Below are 19564 nucleotides of genomic sequence, written 5' to 3'. Positions count from 1 at the left end.
GATCGTTATGGGAAACTGCTCAAGCAATTAAGTCCGAGTAGTGAAGGATGGGACGGCACTTATAATGGCAAACCCATGCCCAGCAATGATTACTGGTTCAAAGTAGAATACACCGACCCCAGAACAGGCGCTAGAAAAACGTTTAAGTCTAATTTTACGTTGAAGAGGTAAAGCCCTAAAAGCCCCTCCCTAGCCCTCCCCAAAGGGGAGGGGACTAAGCCCCCTAACCCCCGAAGGGGGGACTTGAAAAGCAGAACGTGATTAGCAGGATGGGGACACCTCGTTTCTCGGTGTGACAAAACCCTCATTAACTTGTCATTCCGGAAAATTTCCTAAGAAATTTATCCGGAATCTCCCCGTAATGAAAACACAAATAAACTACCTAACAAAAAACACGTTCATTATTCCAATTCATAAGATTCCGCATCTCGTTATCTCTCTTGCGTAATGATAAAAGGAAGGGGGATGTGCGGAATTTCTTTTTGTTAAACCCAAAGTAAACTTCCTGAGAAAAAACGTCTAAGGATGCTTCTCAAAAAAAACATTAATTTCCAATCAAAAAAAGGCTTTTATAGTAAATTGCAAAAAAAATACAGTTTGGCCTTAATTCAAGTAAATAATTTAAACATTAGTTTTCCTTCTGAAGAGGGAAAAAATCAAGTGGTTCATTCACTAAATTATCAAATTGGTACTAATGAAATTCTTGGAATTGTAGGCGAATCAGGATCTGGGAAATCGGTTTCTTCCATGGCTATTATGAAACTTTTATCGCCTAATGCTTCAGTTGAAGGGGAGATTTTGTTTGCTGAAAAGAACCTTGTCCAAACTTCAGAAAAAGATTTCAGAAAGCTGAGAGGAAATGTAATTTCGATGATATTTCAGGAGCCTATGAGTTCCCTGAATCCTTCTATGCGATGTGGGAAACAGGTTTTGGAGATTATTCTTCAGCATCAAAAAATAAGTTCTTCAGAAGCTAAAAAACAAGTCTTGTCTTGGTTTGAAGAAGTCAAATTACCTTATCCCGAACGGATTTACAAAGCTTATCCGCATGAAATTAGTGGTGGACAAAAGCAACGGGTAATGATTGCTATGGCCATTGCCAATCATCCTAAACTGCTTATTGCCGATGAACCCACTACTGCTTTAGATGTGAGTGTGCAAAAAGAGATCCTTCATTTAATTAAACGCCTTCAGAAAAAAAGAGAAATGAGTGTGGTTTTTATTTCGCATGATTTAGAAATTGTAGCTCAATTGGCCGACCGTGTTTTGGTGATGTACCAAGGAAAACTGATAGAGCAAAATACAGTTGATGAAATTTTTAATCATCCTAAAGCAACCTACACAAAAGCATTATTGTCTTCCAAACCTACTACCGAAAAACGGTTAATACCACTTCCTACGGTGAAAGATTTTTTGGAAAATAAAGTAGATTTCCATGAGGAAAAAACAGAAGAACGAGAACAGCGTCATCAAAAAATCTATGGGCAAGCACCACTATTAGAAGTAAAAGATTTAGAAAAAAGCTTTTTTTCGTCCACTTCTTGGTGGAAAAAATCGGAAGAATTTAAAGCGGTGAATAAAGTTAGTTTTAAACTATACGAAGGCGAAACTATGGGTTTGGTAGGCGAATCGGGTTGTGGTAAATCGACCTTGAGCAATCTCATTCTTCGCTTAGACCAAGTTGACCAAGGAAGCATTCATTACAGGGGAACAGACATTACTCGGCTTGATGGTGAAGAATTAAGGCAATTACGGAAGGAAATTCAATTGATTTTTCAAGATCCTTTTTCGTCTTTAAATCCGAAAATAAAAATAGGTGAAGCCATTATGGAACCGATGAAAGTTCACGACTTGTATGCTTCGGCTAAGGAACGTAAGGAGAAATGTTTAGAACTTTTAGAGAAAGTGGGGCTTGAAGTTGGTCATTTTGACCGTTATCCGCATGAATTTAGTGGAGGACAACGCCAGCGAATTGGTATTGCGCGAACCATTGCCGTGAATCCAAAGTTGATTATTTGTGACGAATCGGTTTCAGCTTTAGATATTTCTGTACAAGCCCAGGTGCTTAATTTGTTAAATCAATTAAAGCAAGATTTTGGATTTTCTTACTTGTTTATTTCGCATGATTTATCCGTAGTCAAATATATGTCAGATCAACTTTTGGTGATGCAAAAGGGAGAGATTGTAGAGCAAGGAGAAGCGGATGAAGTGTATGCAAACCCACAACAAGCCTACACTCAAAATTTAATTGAAGCGGTGAAGTTGTAGCTTCAGAATTTTTCATTTACTCTAATTCCTTTTCGGTATTAAATTGCTTGAGAAAAGCTTTTGAAACATAAAATTACTAAATTTGCAACTTCAAAAATCCATACACACCTAAAGGAACAAACATGTTAGAGGTAAAAAAAATCATTCAGCATAAAGAAGCTTACACCGAAGCTTTGAAAAAAAGAAATTTTGATGCGAGTTCGTTATTTGACCAAATCATTTCGTTAGACGAAAAAAGACGGGCAACTCAAGCTCAACTGGATGAATTATTAGCGCAATCCAATCAGCTTTCTAAAGAAATTGGTGTGCTTTTTAAAGCAGGAAAAGCGCAAGAAGCCAACCAGCTTAAAGAGCAAACCGCTGATTTAAAAAATTCTACCAAAACACTGAATGAGCAAATGACACAAGCTCAAAAAGAGTTGGAAAACTTGTTGTATGAAGTACCAAACATCCCTCACCCAAGTGTTCCTGCTGGAAAAAGTGAAGCGGATAATGAAGAGCTTAAACGCGCTGGTCACGTTCCTGAATTACACGAAAAAGCCCTTCCGCATTGGGAGTTAGCAAAAAAATACGACATTATTGATTTTGAACTAGGTAACAAAATTACGGGTGCTGGTTTTCCTGTTTACAAAGGAAAAGGAGCCATACTCCAACGGGCTTTAATTACCTATTTCTTAGCAAAAAATGCCAAAGCTGGTTATACCGAATACCAAGTGCCTTTAGTAGTGAACGAAGCTTCTGGTTTCGGTACAGGGCAATTGCCTGACAAAGAAGGTCAAATGTATCACGTTACGGAAGACGATTTATATTTGATTCCTACTGCAGAAGTTCCACTGACTAATATGTATAGAGGCGATTTACTTACGGAAGAGCAATTACCCATTAAATGCACAGGTTTTACACCTTGTTTTAGGAGAGAAGCAGGGTCTTACGGCGCACATGTACGAGGTTTAAATAGATTGCATCAGTTTGATAAAGTTGAAATTGTGAACTTTGTTGAACCATCAACTTCTTATCAAGTGCTTGATGAAATGGTGAATCATGTGGAAGGAATTTTAACTGAGCTTAAACTTCCCTATAGAATTTTACGCTTATGTGGAGGCGATTTAGGATTTACCTCTGCTTTGACCTTCGATTTTGAAGTGTTTTCAACGGCACAAGATAAATGGTTAGAAGTTTCTTCGGTTTCTAATTTTGAAACTTTTCAAGCAAATCGTTTAAAAATCAGGTACAAAAACAAGGATAAAAAGAAAAATTTAATTCATACGCTTAACGGAAGTGCGTTGGCATTACCTAGAATTTTAGCAGGAATTTTAGAAAATTATCAAACTCCTGAAGGCATTAAAGTGCCAGATGTATTACTTCCATTTACAGGCTTTGACACCATAGATTAATGAACGGATTAAGGCATTTACTCGTTATTCTTTTTTTAGGGCTAGTTACCTATACTTTGTGGAGTTGTGCACAGCGTGGACGACCAGAAGGAGGCCCTGTAGATGAAGAGCCACCAAAAGTAATGAGTGAAAGTCCCGCCAATTTCTCTACTTTATTTAGAAAAAAAGAAGTCAAAATTACTTTTGATGAATACATTAAGTTAAATAACCCTAGGAATCAAATTATCTTTTCGCCACCCATAAATCCTAGGCCAGACGTCCACCCGCTTGGTCCAGCTTCAAAATTTGTACGCTTAGAATTTGATTTAGATTCTCTAGAAGAAAACACAACCTATACTATTAATTTTGGAACGAGTATAGAAGACAATAATGAAGGAAATCAGTTTCCTTTTTACAAGTATGTTTTTTCTACGGGAGATTACTTGGATTCATTAAACCTACAAGGTTACATTGATACGCCAGAAAAACGAGTAACGGATGAATTTGTTTCAGTTATGTTATATGCCGTCGATACCACTTATACAGACTCTATAGTTTTTAACGAAACCCCAAGATATATTACCTATACCCTAGACACGACAAATTATTATCGCTTAGAAAACTTGAAAGCTGGTGCCTACAAATTAAGGGCTATTTCAGATGAAATGAATACCTACAAATTCGACCCAAATCAAGATAGGATTGGGTTTTGGGAAGATACTATTTATCTGCCAGAACAAAACGAAGAGTTCTTCAACCTTTCTATATTTAAAGAAAGCCTTCCTTTTAAATCCGAACGCCCTAAACAAGAAGGTTTAAATAAAATAATTTTTGGTTACCGCGGAGAAATTACAGAAGCTAACCATGAAATAAAATTGCTTTCTGATGCCCCTGAAGACTTTAATTATCAGGTTGTTAAAGAGGAAGATAAAGACACACTTAATTATTGGTTTACGCCTTTTATTGAAGCTGATTCGTTATTATTTAGTTTTGGAAATAGAAAGAAAACAGATACGCTTACAGTTTATCCTAAACAACTAGAAAAAGATTCCTTAACCTTAGAAGCAAAACCTAAGGGAAGCATTGGCTACTATGAAAATTTCAAAATTTATAGTCCAAATGTGCCTATTTCAAGATTCGAAAAAGACTCTATCAGATTTTTTAATAAATCAGATTCAATTCTGGTTGATTATGATGTTCAACTAGATAAATTCAATAACGAATTGGTTTTTGATTTTGAAAAAGAAGAGGAAGTAAGCTATGAAATTACGGTATTGCCTGGTGGGATTTTTAGCCTTTTTGAAAAAACCAATCCAGATACCTTAAATTACAAACTTAAGCCCAAAAAACATGCAGAATTAAGCAATTTGACCATCACTTTGCAAGGCATGAAATCGCATCCAGCAATTGTTCAGTTAATTACCGATCAAGATGAAGTAAAATATGAACAATATGCTGAACAACGTCAGGTTTTTGAATTCGAACTGATAGAATCAGGTCGGTATTTTGTACGTGTTATTTACGATGAAAACGAAAATGGGAAATGGGATACAGGCAATTACTTGAAAGGTCGTCAACCAGAAAAAGTTGATTATTCAAGAGCATCTATTCACGTAAGGACAAACTGGGACATTTCGGAAGTGATTACACTACCCGAAAAGTAAAATTAATAGTCAATTCAACTATTTTTATTGTTTCCATTCTTTAAGCCAAGCGCCGTCTTCATAGGTATAATGAAAATCAATTTTATTTTTTACGGCGGTTGTTCTCCACAGTTCAATAAAACTTCTGTAATTGTTAGCATCAGCAATAATTAATGAAGGTTCAAGAATTTCAATTAAACGATTGAGGTTAATTTTAGGCGAATTAGTAAGTAATACAATGGAGTTTTTTAATTCTGGAAGTTGGTAAATTTCTTTTTCATCAACAACCAATAAAAATTCTTCGTTGGCTAAAGCATAGATGTTTTGCTTCTTATTGAATGAGATGGTTTTGAGTCCTTCTAGTTTTTCATAGTTTTTAACTGCATAATTAGTAGCTATTTCATTAGTATTTTTTGCTGAATAAAAAAGGTCTAAATGGCCAGCAAACTGAGATCCAATTATGGTTTTTCTTGCTTGATCAAATACAATAAATTGATGGGTTTGGTTTGTTTTAGATTGTTCAACTAAGGCGGCAACAAAGAAAGAGCTCAAGCCTAATAACATTGGAGCTAAATTGCCAAAGTTCGGTTTCCTAAAACTAAGTAAGAGAAAGAAAATAGCTATAGAAAGACTTATAAACATCCATTCACTAAAGTTAATGTTCTGAATAACAAACTCTTCTTGATTGGCGATTTGGTTTACAAAAAAGCTAAGAAAGTTCAATACTTGTGCAAAAAAAGCTTGCAAAAATTCAGGTAAAAAGCCGGCTAGACTTAATATTACAACAAGTATTCCTAAACCCAAAATAATTCCAAGTAAGGGAATAATTACAATATTGGCTAGCATAAATAGACCTGGAAATTGCTTAAAGTAAAATAAACTTAAAGGTAAGACACCTAATTGAGCAGTTAGCGTTACACTAGCCACAGACCAAAGGTACTTTAGGGGTTTCCATTTTGGTTGAACTAGTTTAAAAAGAGGAGGTTGCATAGTTACTATTGCAAAAACTGCCGAGTAACTCAATTGGAATCCAACTTCAAAAATTCGGTTAGGTTGAATGAGCAATAAAATTAATAAGGAGATACACAGCACATTAATGGTGTTGGTTTTTCGTTTCATGTTGATAGCCACAGCAAACAAGCTAAACATAGTTACCGCACGTGTAACAGAGGGAGAAAAACCTGCCATTAAGCCAAACAGCCACAAACAAGCAAGGATTAAAATTGTTTTTAAAATTTTTCCGTAAGGAAGCCAATCTAAAGGCTTAAAAATATACTGGAGCAGTAACAGAACAATTCCAACATGTAAGCCAGATACTGCTAAAATATGAACCACGCCAGCTTTTGAAAAATTTTGATAGGTAGTTGCATCGATGTCTTTTTTTTGACCAAGAACAAGCGCCTGAATTAAACCCGATTCTTTTTTTAAAAATCCATTTTGAGCTAGTGAGTCTTTTATTTCTTGTCTTTTGTAATGTGCCCAAGCCGTTAGGTTTCTTTTTTGTTTTACCCCTAGCCGAACCGTGTTTTCAGATTTAAGGTAAACTTGCTTCTTTATTCCACGCCTTTCCATAAACTTCTTATAGTTGAAATCTGTAGGATTTTTAGGTGTTTTAAAATCTTGAAATTTACCAATTGCTTGATATACAACCCCAACTTCCAAGTGATGACGAAGTGAATCCTTCTGATAATGAACCAAACATTTACCTAAACTTTTATGCTGATTAATTTGGTAAATATCAGCCAAGTATTTGTAGTTAAAATCATTGTCTTTTTGAGCTTCAGTAACTTTAAATACAAAGGTTTGATGATTATTTTTAGTTTGATGTATAAAGTGGTTTTCTTGATTTTTGGGCAGGTGATAAGAAGCATTAACGCATCCTAGTTGAAGAATGACAACATACACCAAAGCAGAAAAAGTGTAGGGCGGATGAAACGATTTACGCTGAATTAGGTAATACACCAAGAGTAACGAAAGGCTAAAAGCTAGACCAATTAATTGATGATAAATTTTAATTTCAAAACAAAACCCTAGTAATGTGCCTAGCACAAAAAACAGGCTCAATCGAATTACGATGAAGTTAAGCAGTCTCATTTTAAATAAATTAGTTGAGACTAAATTAACTAATTCTTAGTTAATTACAAAATTTTTTGTGAATTAACACAGCTTTACGTTAAGTTTTGGTTTATAAAACCCTTCTTGCTTTTTTAAAGTTTTTTCTCCAATAAGTTTCTTTTAGTGAAGAAATCATAACTCCTTTACTAGAAGAAGCATGAATAAATTTAATGTCGTTCCCTTTAACTTCGGTAACAATACCCACATGATTTACTTTTCTGCCACGTTTGGCCGTATTGAAAAAAACAAGATCTCCTTTTTTAAGTTTTTTCCTGCCCTTTCTTTTTCCTGTTTTAACTTGTTCTTTGGTTGTCCTAGGTAAATAAACCTCTACTTGTTGAAATGAATTTACTACTAAGCCAGAACAATCAATTCCTTTTTTTGAAGTACCACCCCACGCATAAGGAGTTCCTAAATATTGTTTTGAATAATTAACTACTGTGGTGGCGTTTTTTATTCTTATTTTTTTTGCTGCACAAGATTGTAATTGAATTGCAAGTAGGCTTAAGACTAGGAACTTGAAATAAAGTTTTAGGGAAACACTTTTTTTAAGCGTATTCATTAAACAACTTTAATTTTAGGTTGATTGTCATCGTTATCTGCCTGTTTGTATTCAGGCACAAGTAGCTTCATTTTGTTAAAAGCATTTTCCACATCACAGTTTTCAATAGAAGTAGTCATTTCGTCTAATAATTTGAAATTTTCTGTGCTAAATCGAAAAGAGTTTTTTGCAATAAGGATTTTTTCATGGTGAGTAGGCAGGGTATTTTCTTCATCAGCTAGTAGCTCTTCATATAATTTTTCGCCTGGCCTTAAACCGCTAAAAACGATATCGATTTCTTCATAAGGAATAAAACCTGACAGACGAATCATTTGTTCGGCAAGGTTTAAAATTTTTACGGGTTTACCCATGTCAAACACATAAATTTCACCACCTTTACCCATAGCCCCTGCTTCTAAAACTAACTGGCAGGCTTCATCTATGGTCATAAAATACCGAGTAATATCTTTATGGGTAACCGTTACAGGACCACCATTTTCAATTTGTTTTTTGAAATAAGGAATCACAGAGCCATTAGAACCAAGCACGTTACCAAACCGAGTAGTAATAAAATTGGTTCTACTTAGTTGATTTCTAGCGGCTGCCTGAACGTATATCTCTGCGCTACGTTTTGATGCACCCATTATGTTAGTGGGGTTTACAGCTTTATCAGTAGAAACAAAAACAAAGCGATTAATGTTGTACTTTTGTGCTAAATCAACCAAGTTTTTAGTGCCCATATAATTCACACTAAATGCTTCAAAAGGATTATCTTCCATCATTGGCACATGCTTATAAGCAGCTCCATGAAAAACAATGTCGGGTTTATAAGTTTCAAATACCGAGTTTAATCGTTTAAGGTTAGTAACATCTGCTATAACTTTTTTGTACGCAATATCTGGATGATCATTATCCAAAAACAGGCTAACCGTATGAAGTGGAGTTTCAGCTTGGTCTAATAGAATAATTAATTCAGGTTCAAACGGAATAAGCTGATTAACAATATCACTTCCAATTGATCCTGCAGCACCAGTAACTAGTATAGTCCTAGATTCATAGGTTTTTCTAATTCTATTTTTGTTTAATTTAATAGGGTTTCGTTGTAATAAGTCCTCTAAATTTACCTTTTTAACTTCAGCAGATAAAGACTGAGTATTATCCCAATTTTGAATTTCTGGAAGCTTATATATTTTGTAATTGTATTCTAATAACTGCTGAATTAAGGCTGGATTTTCCCTGTTTATTTTAATTAACTTTTCAGAAGAAATAATAATTGAATCGCCTTTAGTTCGTTTAATAGGAATTTGGTCAACACTAATAATAGGAAGTGTGAAGATTTTATTTTTTTTGGCTTGCTTTTTTTCGGAGATAAACCCAACAACAGTAAATTTCTTTTTGGGGTCTGAAATTATACCTTCGGCAATAGCCACATCGGTTAAATCAGTTCCTAAAATATAAGCCTTTGAAGAATTTGTATTGGCTTGTACAATTTGGTAGGCACGTTTTACAATAATTCTGAAAAAATACAAGGATGAAAAGGCAATAAAACCATAAATGATTACTCCCGCATCATCGATAATTTTTTTTCCCAGGTAATAATACAGAAATTGATTTATAATTAAGACAGTAGCAACTGTTGAAATTGTAGTTTGAAGTTGCCTAAATGCATCTTTAAAACTGGTGTATCTAACAATACCCGCATAAGATTTAAACGCAAAAAAATAAAAAACTTGAATAGCAAACAAACCCCAAAGTCCATTGTTAAAATTGAATAATTCTTGCTGCGCATCAATGGTATCAACTAGAAAAAAACTAACAAAAGCAGCAATTAAGGCAATTGTAGAATCAATTAATAATATAATCCACCTAGGCACATAATTTTTGGATAGTGCCTTAATATTCTTAACGATGGAAAGAGTTATTTTTTTCAAAAAAAATTACTTGGTAAAAGTTAAGCAAATATACAATTATTTTTCTTCACTAGCATCCGAAAGTCGAATTTTTAAAAAGCCCTCAGAATCCTCTATTTTTGTTTTGCAAAATAAAATTTAAAAATATGGGACTCTTCAGGCGAAGCAAAAATACAAAATTACCAGTTATACGACAATTATTAGATTTAATTCCTACTTGGTTATTCCAGAGTTGTGTCCAAAAGTACAAATCAGACAAGTACACCCATAAATACAAGACTTACGATCAATTAGTAGCCCTAAGTTTCGGACAGCTTAATAAATGTGAGAGTTTAAGCGGTATATCGAGTGGAATAAGGATAAACAAAAAATTCATAGAAGACCTTAAATTAGCACAAAGTCCTGCACGTTCAACCATGAGTGATGGCAACAAAAAACGTGACTGGCGCGTCTTTGAGCACTTGTACCATCGACTTTTGTCCCACTACCAAACGGTATTAAAGAAGCACCACAAAACACACATCATTGAAGAGGTTAAAGACAAGGTAATTAAATTAATAGATAGCTCAACTATATCGCTATGTTTGGCAATGTTTGACTGGGCAGAGTTTCGGACAGCTAAAGGTGGCATAAAGCTACATGCCAGTTTTGATATTGGTTTGATGCTTCCTGATGTGGTAAATATTACAGAAGCAAAAGTTCATGACCGCTATGGGTTTGAGCAATTAATCTTTCCAAAAGACACCGTAATTGTTGAAGATAGAGGGTATTTTGACTTTGATTTGATGCTAAACAGAATAAAGGCAAACAACGTGTTTGTAACAAGAATAAAATCAAACACTAGTTACCAAACCATTAAAGAGTTAGAATTGCCTGAGCATAAAGACGGGCATATCCTCAAGGATGAAATCATTCAGCTAAACTCAAATAAAGCTACAAAAACAGGAATAGACAAACATGAATTAAGATTAGTTCATGTGTACAAAGAAGATGAGAATAAAGTGATAGCTATTATAACAAATCAGCTCGACTGGGACTACAATACTATCGCAGAGCTGTATAAAAAACGTTGGGATATCGAATTGTTTTTTAAATCATTAAAACAAAACTTACAAGTCAAAACATTTTGGGGCACAAGCGAAAATGCTGTTAAATCACAGATATACATTGCTTTGATTAATTATTTACTCTTGGAATTGATAAGAAGAACAATAGATAAAACAAATACAGCATTCTCAAATCTCACTGAAAAAATAAGATTCTGCTTGTATCACTATCTTACTCTGGACTACGTTTGTAATCAAGTTAAGGAGGGGGTTAAGAAAGTTCTACCTAATTCACAAATGGAAATAAAACATAGGATGGACTTATTTTCAGGGTAAAAGCTATAGTTGTAACGCATTTGTTGGGCTAAGACTCTGGTTTTAGTCAAAACTAAAAAAGTTTCGGATGCTAGTGATTTTTCTTAACTTAATTCAATAACCTGGGTTCGATTATAATCACAAAATCAATAAGGATATTCAGTTATCAGGCATTTTTTTGAAGGCTAGTGATTTTTGTGAGGATGTTCTCAAATTTTACGATGTTCAAGAAATGCTAGAAAACTTGAAAAAAACTATAGCCAAGTCAAGACTTTCTAATCAACCCTATAAATGTTGACCAACTCAACGAACTTAAAAATAAGCCTTCAATAAAACACTTGTTTTAATTCTATTAAAACTAAATTTGGAATGATTTTAGCTATAGGTGTTTCTGTTACACAATATTTTTCAAGTTTTATAATTAATTAGCATAAATAAATTAAAATGAAAAAAATAATAGTCGGTTTCTTAGTTGTTTTATTCGTTGGTTGTCAGAGTAAGGATAACAAGTCTGATAGCCAAATAGCTAAAGCTAACTCTTCAGGAAACATCAATTTCTTAAATGTAATCATGGATACAAAAGACTGGAATGGAGCTATAGGTGAAAATATTAGAGATGTATTTGCTGCTGAAGTTGATGGACTCCCTCAAATAGAACCACTTTTTAATCTCAACCACTTGCCAACAGAGACTTTCTCCGGTTTTGCTAAGAAAAACAGAATTTTTATCCAAGTAGAAACCAATAAAAAACAAGGCTACAAAGTGCTAGAAAACCCCTATGCAAAACCGCAAAACGGAATTTTAATTCATGGTGAAAATGCATCGCAGATTGCCAATTTACTTGAAGAAAAAGGGGAAGATTTTATAAGGGAGTTAAAAAAAACAGAAATTGCAGAGAAGTCTAGAAGAATTAAAAAATCAACCCAGACGCCTCAGCCATTAATTGATCAATTTGGAATTAGTTTGAGCTTTCCTTCAGCCTACCGTTACGCTAAAGAAGAAGAAAAATTTATTTGGATGCGTAAAGACATTCCTAAAGGAAGCTTAGAACTTATGGTTTATCAAGTGCCTATTGAACTTGTGGATAATGAAAATGAACCCATTGTTAACTTAATAAAAATTAGAGATTCTATTGGGCAAAAACATATTCCAGGTCCTCGTGAAGGACAATTCATGATTACAGAAGAAGCCTACATGCCTTTTATAAAAAACCTTAATTTCAAAGGAAAACCTGCTTACGAAGTGAAAGGAACGTGGGAAGTAAAAGATGCTTTTATGGCTGGGCCGTTTTTGCTTTATGCCATTAAAGACGAAGCTAATCAACGTTACCTTATTGCAGAAGGTTTCGTGTTTAGGCCTTCAAAAAGTAAACGCGATCAAATTTTTGAAATTGAAGCCATCTTAAAATCCTTGAAATTTGAACAATAATCAAGACGTTCAATTCAAAAAAGCTCTTTAAACAATCAATTTAAAGAGCTTTTTTCATAAAAACGAAGATGCTTTAAATTTTAAAAAATCAAGGTGCTACCTATTAAAAAGTTTCTACCCGCCTGAGGATAAAAGCCAGCGCCCTCAATAGTTGTAGTTTCACCAGGTTCAGACCAGGTGTCGTCATACCTGAAAAAATAACCATTGGATACAAATTTCTTGTTGAAAATATTGTTGATTAAAGCATTAAAAACTATTTTTTTAACAAATCCTACTTCCCTAATTTCATACACTAAATTTAAGTCATTCACAAAAAAAGAAGAAAGTTTTGATGTTGGGCTATCAATATTGCCCATGTATTGAGCACCTACATACTTGCTTAAGAATCCTATTTGAACGTTTTCTTTTGGATTCCACATCAACATATTTCCCGCTACAAGATTCGGCGAAAAAGAAATATTAGTTCTTCCTAAATTTACTAACTCACCGTCAGTTTCCGTTGAAAAGTTTCTGTTTTTATTACTGCTCCAACTTAGATTAGGCCGAATAGTAAATTGACCTATGCGCACTTCAGCATCTATTTCAATTCCTCTTCTAAAACTTTCGCCAGAGGTTTCTCGCACAGGTCTTCCTACGTCGTCAAGTTCTCCGGTTAATACCATTTGATTTTCGTAAAGCATGTAGAATAAGTTGACGTTAAAATTGGCAAGCTTACTCTCATAACGCCATCCTAATTCAAAGTCATCTAAACGTTCTGCATCGTTAATTCCTTCTTCAAAATCTGTTCTTCTTGGTTCGCGATGTGCCCTTCCATAGGAAGAATACATTTGAAAATTTTTGTCTAATTGGTAGGTTAGTCCTGCCTTTGGATTAAAAAAATTAAAATCTTGGTCAATCAACAAATTTTCTAAAGAAGAAGTAATTCCAGAGGTTTGATAATTTACATATCTGTATTGCACATCCCCATACACTGAAAATTGATTATTTACTCTATAAGTAGCTTTACTAAATGTGGTAAATTCTCGTTTTGTACCATTTCCATCGTAGTATAAATCGCTTGGCTCTGCTAAACCTGTGTTTCTTGCCCAAATTACTTCCCCAAAATGATTATTGGTATAATAGCTGTAAAAAGCGCCCGTAGTTATATCCCATTCGTTATCCTGGTAATTGATATTGGCATTAATTACATAATAGTCATTATCTAACCAACGTTGTCTAATTAAATCGGTGGTGGTGTTTTCTTCGGAAGTGTTTTGCGGTAATAAACCGTGAAAAATCATATCTGCTTCAGGTCTAAATTGCTCAAAATATCCTCTTCCGTAAGTATAATTTAATCCTAAGTTAGTGGACCAATAGCGATTGATTTTTTCGTTCCAGTGCAGTTGAAAATGGTCTTGCTTATAATCGTCAATTTCATTGTCATAAAAACGAGTATTTCCATTTAAATCAGTGTATTGTCCCGCTGGATTAAACCTTCTGTTTTCCTTTAAAGTAGCTTCATCAATGCCAAACCAAGCTTGGTACGTAATGTTGTGACCACCAAAAGCTATAGCTTTTATCAATCTGTTTTCGTCTTGGTAAGCACCTTGAAGGAAGTAGGATTTTAAATCAGAAAAAGCACGATCAATATACCCATCTGAATTAATAGTAGAAAGCCTTCCAGAAACTTCAAAATGCTCATTCATTAGTCCAGTACTAAACTTTACATTGTGTCTTCGGGTGTTAAATGAACCAAATGAATTTCCAATTTCGGCGTAGGCTTCTTCTGAAACTTCATCAGTTTGAATGTTTAAACTAGCTCCAAAAGCTCCAGAACCATTGGTTGAAGTCCCTACACCACGTTGCAGTTGAAGATTTTCAACCGAAGAAGCAAAATCGGGTAGATTTACCCAAAACGTTCCCTGACTTTCTTGATCGTTGTAAGGAATCCCATTCAAGGTTACATTTACTCGAGAAGCATCACTACCACGAACACGAATACCCGTATAACCAACACCATTACCTGCATCTGAAGTAGAAACTACAGAAGGCATATACTGCATCAAAATAGGAATGTCCTGCCCTAAATTTCGCTCTCTAATCTCCTCTTTAGTCAAATTAGAATGCGTGATAGGTGAATCTGCATCTACGCGAACCGAACGAACAATAACATCCTCTAAGTTAGAGATTGCTTCCGCTAAATTTACATCAACTTCTTGGTCTTCGGTTAAAGTAAGCCTTACTTCTTTTTTATTTCCGAAGGCAAATACTAGGATGTATTTTCCTTGCGGCAAATTAAGTTGGTACTCCCCATCTTGATTGGTGGTGGTTCCCACAGTTTTCCCTTTAGGATAAACACTAACTCCTTCTAGAGGGAGGTTTTCATCTGTAACTTTTCCAGTAACTTGGAAAGTTTGTGCGTGGATTTGCAGGTAACTAAGTACAAGCAAACCCCAAAAAAATAACTTTTTCATTTGTAAAAAAATTTACAAATAAAAGGGGCCATTATTTGGGTGATTATTAAAATAAAAAATCCTGAAAGCTACCTTAGCTAACAGGAGTGTAACACAATTGAAGCCACAAAGATTAACTTTGCGCTTTTTCCCTTGGCAACATTACTTGCCCAGGTTCATTGGGTATAATCTCAGCCTTACTTGCGTAAAACACCCCTTATGAGATTGAAAAAACAAAATTAGTTATTTAATTCTGAACTTCAATAAATATGTTGCCTTTTATTTTCAAACTTGTATGTATAAGTTAATTCAGCTTTAATAGTAATGCCTAAAGAAAATAAGATTAAATCTAAGGCTTCTACTAAAGGGGTTGCTAAATTTTAGGTTTTTTCCGGTTGGCTTTCTTTTCAGAATGTTGTTTCTTTCGTTTTAAGCGTTTTAATTTTGCCGTTTTAGACGGTTTGGTGGGTTTTCTTTTCTTTTTCTGCTGAAGGGCTTTTTCAATTAAATCTAAAAATCGTTCAATGACTAGCTTTTTGTTTTTGTGCTGACTCCTACTTTGCGCACATTGTAATTGAAGCACGTCTTCTTTAGTTAGTTGTGTATTGAGCTTCTCTTTTAATCGGATTTTAGTGGCTTCACTAAAAGCTTCAGTTGAAGTCAAATCCCACACCAAAATCACTTTGGTTTCCGTTTTATTAACGTGTTGTCCTCCTGGACCACCACTTAAAGCGGTTTTAAAACTTAACTCTTGAAGTAGTGTTTTTTTATTCATTTTTCAAATTTATTATTTATAGTTCAATTTTCTTGCTTAAATTCGCTTAAATTACAAGCTATGAAACCAACATTATTTAGTTTATTTTTTTGTTTTTTGTTCGGAATGCTTTCCGCGCAAAGCGAAGATTTTATCACTTCGGTAGAAAAATTTCAGAAAGACTATACAGCACATTACCAAAATCCAGAAACTTCGCCTTACAAAACAAACACCCACTTGTTTAAAGGGCATCAATTTTTTCCAGCCGATGAAAATTTTAAAGTTGAAGCCACTTTTAGTCCGCAAAAAGAAGAATTTACTTTTGCTACAAGCACTTCGCGTTTAGCGGAATACACAAAAATTGGTCGGTTAAAATTTGAACTGAATGACCGGGCTTATCAACTTGCTATCTTTTATGATGATAGTTTTTTAGAAAGTGAAGAATATGCTGATAAAGCTTTTGTGCCATTTCTAGACGAAACCAATGGAGAAAGTACTTACACCAATGGAAGATATTGTTATGTGAAGCTTCCAAAAGAAGAAGGCGAAGTCGTTGTTTTAGATTTTAACCAATCCACCAACCCTTATTGTGCGTATATAAGCGGTTATTCTTGTGCCATTCCACCTGAAGAGAACACATTGAATACTAAAATTTTAGCAGGAGTAAAAAACCCAAAATAAATTTCCTTTTGAGCAAATATTAGTGCTTGATCAATTCCTTTAAAAGAATTTTGTCCATCCGAATAGCGTAAGAAAAAAAACCACACCAATCTGAAATTTAATTAGTTATAAAACTAATAAGCCCTGTCTTTTTTGCCTTCGTAAAAGTTTATAAAAGCTTTATTTACTACACGATTACCGCCGGCAGTAGGATAGTCGCCCGTAAAATACCAGTCGCCTAAATTCTTAGGACAAGCTTGGTGTAGTAAATCTACACTTTGGTAAATCACTTTAATCTCTGCTTTTATGCTTTCATCACCAAGAAGTTCTGCAATTTTATCGGAAACCTCTTCGTCTGTAAATTGTTCGTAAACAGCCTTTACCTGGTTTTGAATTTCAAACGTATCTTTTTGATTTTCAGCTTTACATTTTTGATACACTTCTTCTATTACCTGCCACTGATTTCTTTCTTTAAGCAAGTCTAATGCAGCTCTAAAAGCCACAAAATCTTCTAACCTAGCCATGTCAATTCCATAACAATCAGGATAACGAATTTGAGGGGCTGAAGAAACAATGACTATTTTTTTAGGATTAAGCCGATCTAGCATTTTTAAGATACTCTTTTTCAAGGTAGTCCCTCGCACAATACTATCGTCAATAACCACTAAGTTATCGGTGGGTTTAACTACGCCGTAAGTCACGTCGTAAACATGAGCTACAAGATCATCTCGGCTAGAATCTTCGGTAATAAAGGTTCTTAGTTTAGCATCTTTTACCGCAATTTTTTCGGTTCTAATGCGATGGGACAAAATTTCTTTTAAGCGTTCATCGGTAAGGTTTTCCTTTTCATCGAGAATAGCCTGGTTTTTTTGTCGGTTTAATTCATCTTGAGCTGCTTCATTTAATCCAATAAAGGAAGTTTCAGCGGTATTAGGAATGTAAGAAAAAACGGAATTTAGCGTATCATAATTAATAGCCTCTAAAACTTTAGGCATCAATAAACGTCCTAATTCTTTTCGTTCTTCGTAGATTTCAGCATCGCTTCCGCGAGAAAAATAAATGCGTTCAAACGAGCAAGCTTTTCGTTCTAAGGCTTCCATTATTTTTTTGATACTTACTTTGCCATTTTTCTTGATGATAATAGCGTGACCTGGCGGAAGTTCTTGCACGTCATCAAAATCTACATCAAATGCTGTTTGAATTACTGGGCGTTCTGAAGCTACTGTTACAATTTCATCATCTTGGTAATAATATACGGGTCTAATTCCTGCTGGATCGCGCAGTACAAATGAGTCTCCATGACCAATCATTCCTGCCATAGCATAACCACCATCCCAATCGGTTGAAGATTTTCTAAGAATTTTATGGATTTTTAATTGTTCCATAATATGAGGTGAAGCCTGTTTTTTAGAGTAGCCTTCAGCTTTTAGTTTTTTGTATAATTTGCGGACTTCCGAATCTAAAAAATGGCCTATTTTTTCCATCACGGTAATGGTGTCTGCTTGTTCTTTTGGATGCTGTCCTAAATCAACCAAATTTTGAAAAAGTTCACCAACATTAGTCATATTAAAATTACCTGCTAAAATCAAGTTTCTGTGCATCCAATTGTTTTGCCGTAAAAACGGATGAACACTTTCAATACTATTTTTTCCGAATGTACCATAACGTACGTGTCCTAAAAAAACTTCGCCTATGTAAGGTAAGTTTTCTTTTTGCCATTGGGTATTGTTTTGATGCTCAGGATGAAGTTCTAATTCAGTATTGATGCGTTCATTAATTTTAGCAAAAATATCCTGAATGGGTTGGTCGGCATTAGAGCGCACCCGGCTAATGTATCTCCTTCCTGGTTGCATATCTAATTTAACACTGGCTAAGCCTGCTCCATCCTGCCCGCGATTGTGTTGTTTTTCTAACATCAAATACATTTTATTGATGCCATAAAAAGCAGTGCCGTATTTTTCTTTGTAAAATTCAAGTGGTTTTTGCAGCCTAAGCAGTGCAATTCCGCATTCGTGTTTAATTAATTCGCTCATTATTTATACAAAAAAAGCCCCAAAAACGGGGCGTAAATTATTTAGCTAAGTTGATTTCAAATTGAGTTAAAGCTTTAAAGTGCTTTAAACGCTCATTAACTTCGTCTTGATTTAACTGAAGCATGCGTTCAGTTCCAAATTTTTCAACACAAAATGAAGCTAAATTAGAACCATGAATAATAGCATTTTTCATGTTTTTAAAGGAAATATCACCAGTCTGTGCTAGGTATCCAGAAAACCCGCCAGCAAAAGTATCGCCAGCTCCAGTAGGGTCAAAAACCTCCTCTAAAGGCAATGCAGGTGCAAAAAACATTTCTTCTTTATGGAAGAGCAATGCACCATGTTCTCCTTTTTTAATCACTACATAATCAGGCCCCATATCACGGATAACACGCGCTGCTTTAACCAAGGAATATTCACCAGAAAGTTGTCTTGCTTCTTCATCATTAATGGTAATTACATCTACTTTAGCAATGACTTTTTTTAGTAATTCTAAAGTGGTGTCCATCCAAAAATTCATGGTATCTAAGACAATTAATTTTGGATTAGCCACCTGTTCAATAACACTCAACTGAACACCTGGATGCAAGTTGCCTAGCATAACAATTTCCGCATTTTTAAAACGCTCTGGAACCACAGGTTGAAAATCGGCCAACACATTAAGTTGTGTGTCTAAGGTATCTCTTGAATTCATGTCGTTATGGTACTTACCGCTCCAAAAGAAAGTTTTACCACCTTTTACTTGTTCAAGACCTTCTAGGTTCATCTTTCGGTCTTTTAATAGCTGTATGTAATCTTCAGGAAAGTCTTCACCAATAACAGAAACAATGCCCGTTTCTATTCGCTTAAACTGACTTGCTGCTAGGCCTATAAAAGTTGCTGCGCCTCCTAAAATTTTATCAGTTTTTCCAAAGGGAGTTTCAATAGCATCAAATGCTACCGTTCCAACCACTAAAAGTTGATTTGACATGCTTATTTTAATTTTGTGCAAAAGTACATTATTTTTTGAGAATAGTGTAGAAATCCCAATTTAAGCATCAAATGTA

The 19564-nt window shown here is 34.7% G+C and carries 14 protein-coding genes; 7 read left to right on the top strand and 7 right to left on the bottom strand.

Features of this window, described 5'->3' with window-relative positions:
- From G7034_RS12085 to G7034_RS07660, 4 genes are all read left to right on the top strand, one after another.
- A partial coding sequence (locus G7034_RS12085; RefSeq protein WP_166400373.1) for a T9SS type B sorting domain-containing protein occupies positions 1–171 on the top strand: 171 nt, incomplete at its 5' end.
- Positions 172–597: 426 nt separating this feature from the next.
- A complete protein-coding gene (locus G7034_RS07670) occupies positions 598–2268 on the top strand; it encodes an ABC transporter ATP-binding protein (RefSeq protein ID WP_246166794.1) in 1671 nt (556 codons plus the stop codon).
- Between the two features lie 122 nt (positions 2269–2390).
- Positions 2391–3662, top strand: a complete 1272-nt coding sequence (gene serS / locus G7034_RS07665; RefSeq protein ID WP_166400371.1) for a serine--tRNA ligase — start codon at positions 2391–2393, stop codon at positions 3660–3662.
- Complete coding sequence (locus tag G7034_RS07660; RefSeq protein WP_166400370.1) at positions 3662–5305, top strand: Ig-like domain-containing protein; 1644 nt, start codon at positions 3662–3664, stop codon at positions 5303–5305. Before serS ends, G7034_RS07660 begins: the two co-directional genes overlap by 1 nt.
- 24 nt (positions 5306–5329) lie before the next feature.
- Here the strand turns inward: G7034_RS07660 and G7034_RS07655 are convergent, their stop codons facing one another.
- From G7034_RS07655 to G7034_RS07645, 3 genes are all read right to left on the bottom strand, one after another.
- Positions 5330–7378, bottom strand: coding sequence for a ComEC/Rec2 family competence protein (locus tag G7034_RS07655; RefSeq protein WP_166400369.1), 2049 nt, complete (start codon positions 7376–7378; stop codon positions 5330–5332).
- Between the two features lie 91 nt (positions 7379–7469).
- Positions 7470–7961, bottom strand: coding sequence for a C40 family peptidase (locus G7034_RS07650; protein WP_166400368.1), 492 nt, complete (start codon positions 7959–7961; stop codon positions 7470–7472).
- Complete coding sequence (locus G7034_RS07645; RefSeq protein ID WP_166400367.1) at positions 7961–9871, bottom strand: polysaccharide biosynthesis protein; 1911 nt, start codon at positions 9869–9871, stop codon at positions 7961–7963. Before G7034_RS07645 ends, G7034_RS07650 begins: the two co-directional genes overlap by 1 nt.
- Positions 9872–9996: 125 nt before the next feature.
- Here G7034_RS07645 and G7034_RS07640 point away from each other — a divergent pair, with 125 nt between their 5' ends.
- Both G7034_RS07640 and G7034_RS07635 read left to right on the top strand, forming a co-directional pair.
- Positions 9997–11232: an IS4 family transposase gene (locus tag G7034_RS07640; protein WP_166400366.1), complete on the top strand. Its 1236-nt coding sequence runs from the start codon at positions 9997–9999 to the stop codon at positions 11230–11232.
- A gap of 423 nt (positions 11233–11655) precedes the next feature.
- Positions 11656–12639, top strand: coding sequence for a DUF4837 family protein (locus G7034_RS07635; RefSeq protein WP_166400365.1), 984 nt, complete (start codon positions 11656–11658; stop codon positions 12637–12639).
- A gap of 80 nt (positions 12640–12719) precedes the next feature.
- On the opposite strand, the gene G7034_RS07630 is transcribed toward G7034_RS07635, so the two are convergent.
- Together G7034_RS07630 and arfB are read right to left on the bottom strand one after the other, a co-directional pair.
- A complete protein-coding gene (locus G7034_RS07630) occupies positions 12720–15092 on the bottom strand; it encodes a TonB-dependent receptor (RefSeq protein WP_166400364.1) in 2373 nt (790 codons plus the stop codon).
- Between the two features lie 352 nt (positions 15093–15444).
- Positions 15445–15846 carry an alternative ribosome rescue aminoacyl-tRNA hydrolase ArfB gene (arfB, locus tag G7034_RS07625; protein WP_166400363.1) on the bottom strand — a complete coding sequence of 134 codons (402 nt, stop codon included), beginning with the start codon at positions 15844–15846 and terminating at the stop codon, positions 15445–15447.
- Between the two features lie 60 nt (positions 15847–15906).
- Here arfB and G7034_RS07620 point away from each other — a divergent pair, with 60 nt between their 5' ends.
- On the top strand, positions 15907–16506 hold the full coding sequence (locus G7034_RS07620; RefSeq protein ID WP_166400362.1) for a DUF1684 domain-containing protein: 600 nt from the start codon (positions 15907–15909) through the stop codon (positions 16504–16506).
- Positions 16507–16619: 113 nt separating this feature from the next.
- On the opposite strand, the gene G7034_RS07615 is transcribed toward G7034_RS07620, so the two are convergent.
- Entirely contained in the window at positions 16620–18518 is a 1899-nt protein-coding gene (locus G7034_RS07615; protein ID WP_166400361.1) for an amidophosphoribosyltransferase, read from the bottom strand.
- Positions 18519–18555: 37 nt separating this feature from the next.
- On the bottom strand, positions 18556–19488 hold the full coding sequence (locus tag G7034_RS07610) for a PfkB family carbohydrate kinase (protein WP_166400360.1): 933 nt from the start codon (positions 19486–19488) through the stop codon (positions 18556–18558).
- Positions 19489–19564 lie beyond the last annotated feature (76 nt).

Origin of the sequence: Psychroflexus maritimus, assembly GCF_011089875.1 — a bacterium.
GTDB lineage: Bacteria > Bacteroidota > Bacteroidia > Flavobacteriales > Flavobacteriaceae > Psychroflexus > Psychroflexus maritimus.
Note: the sequence above shows the minus strand (reverse complement) of the source record. Positions and strands in the feature narration are given on the sequence as shown.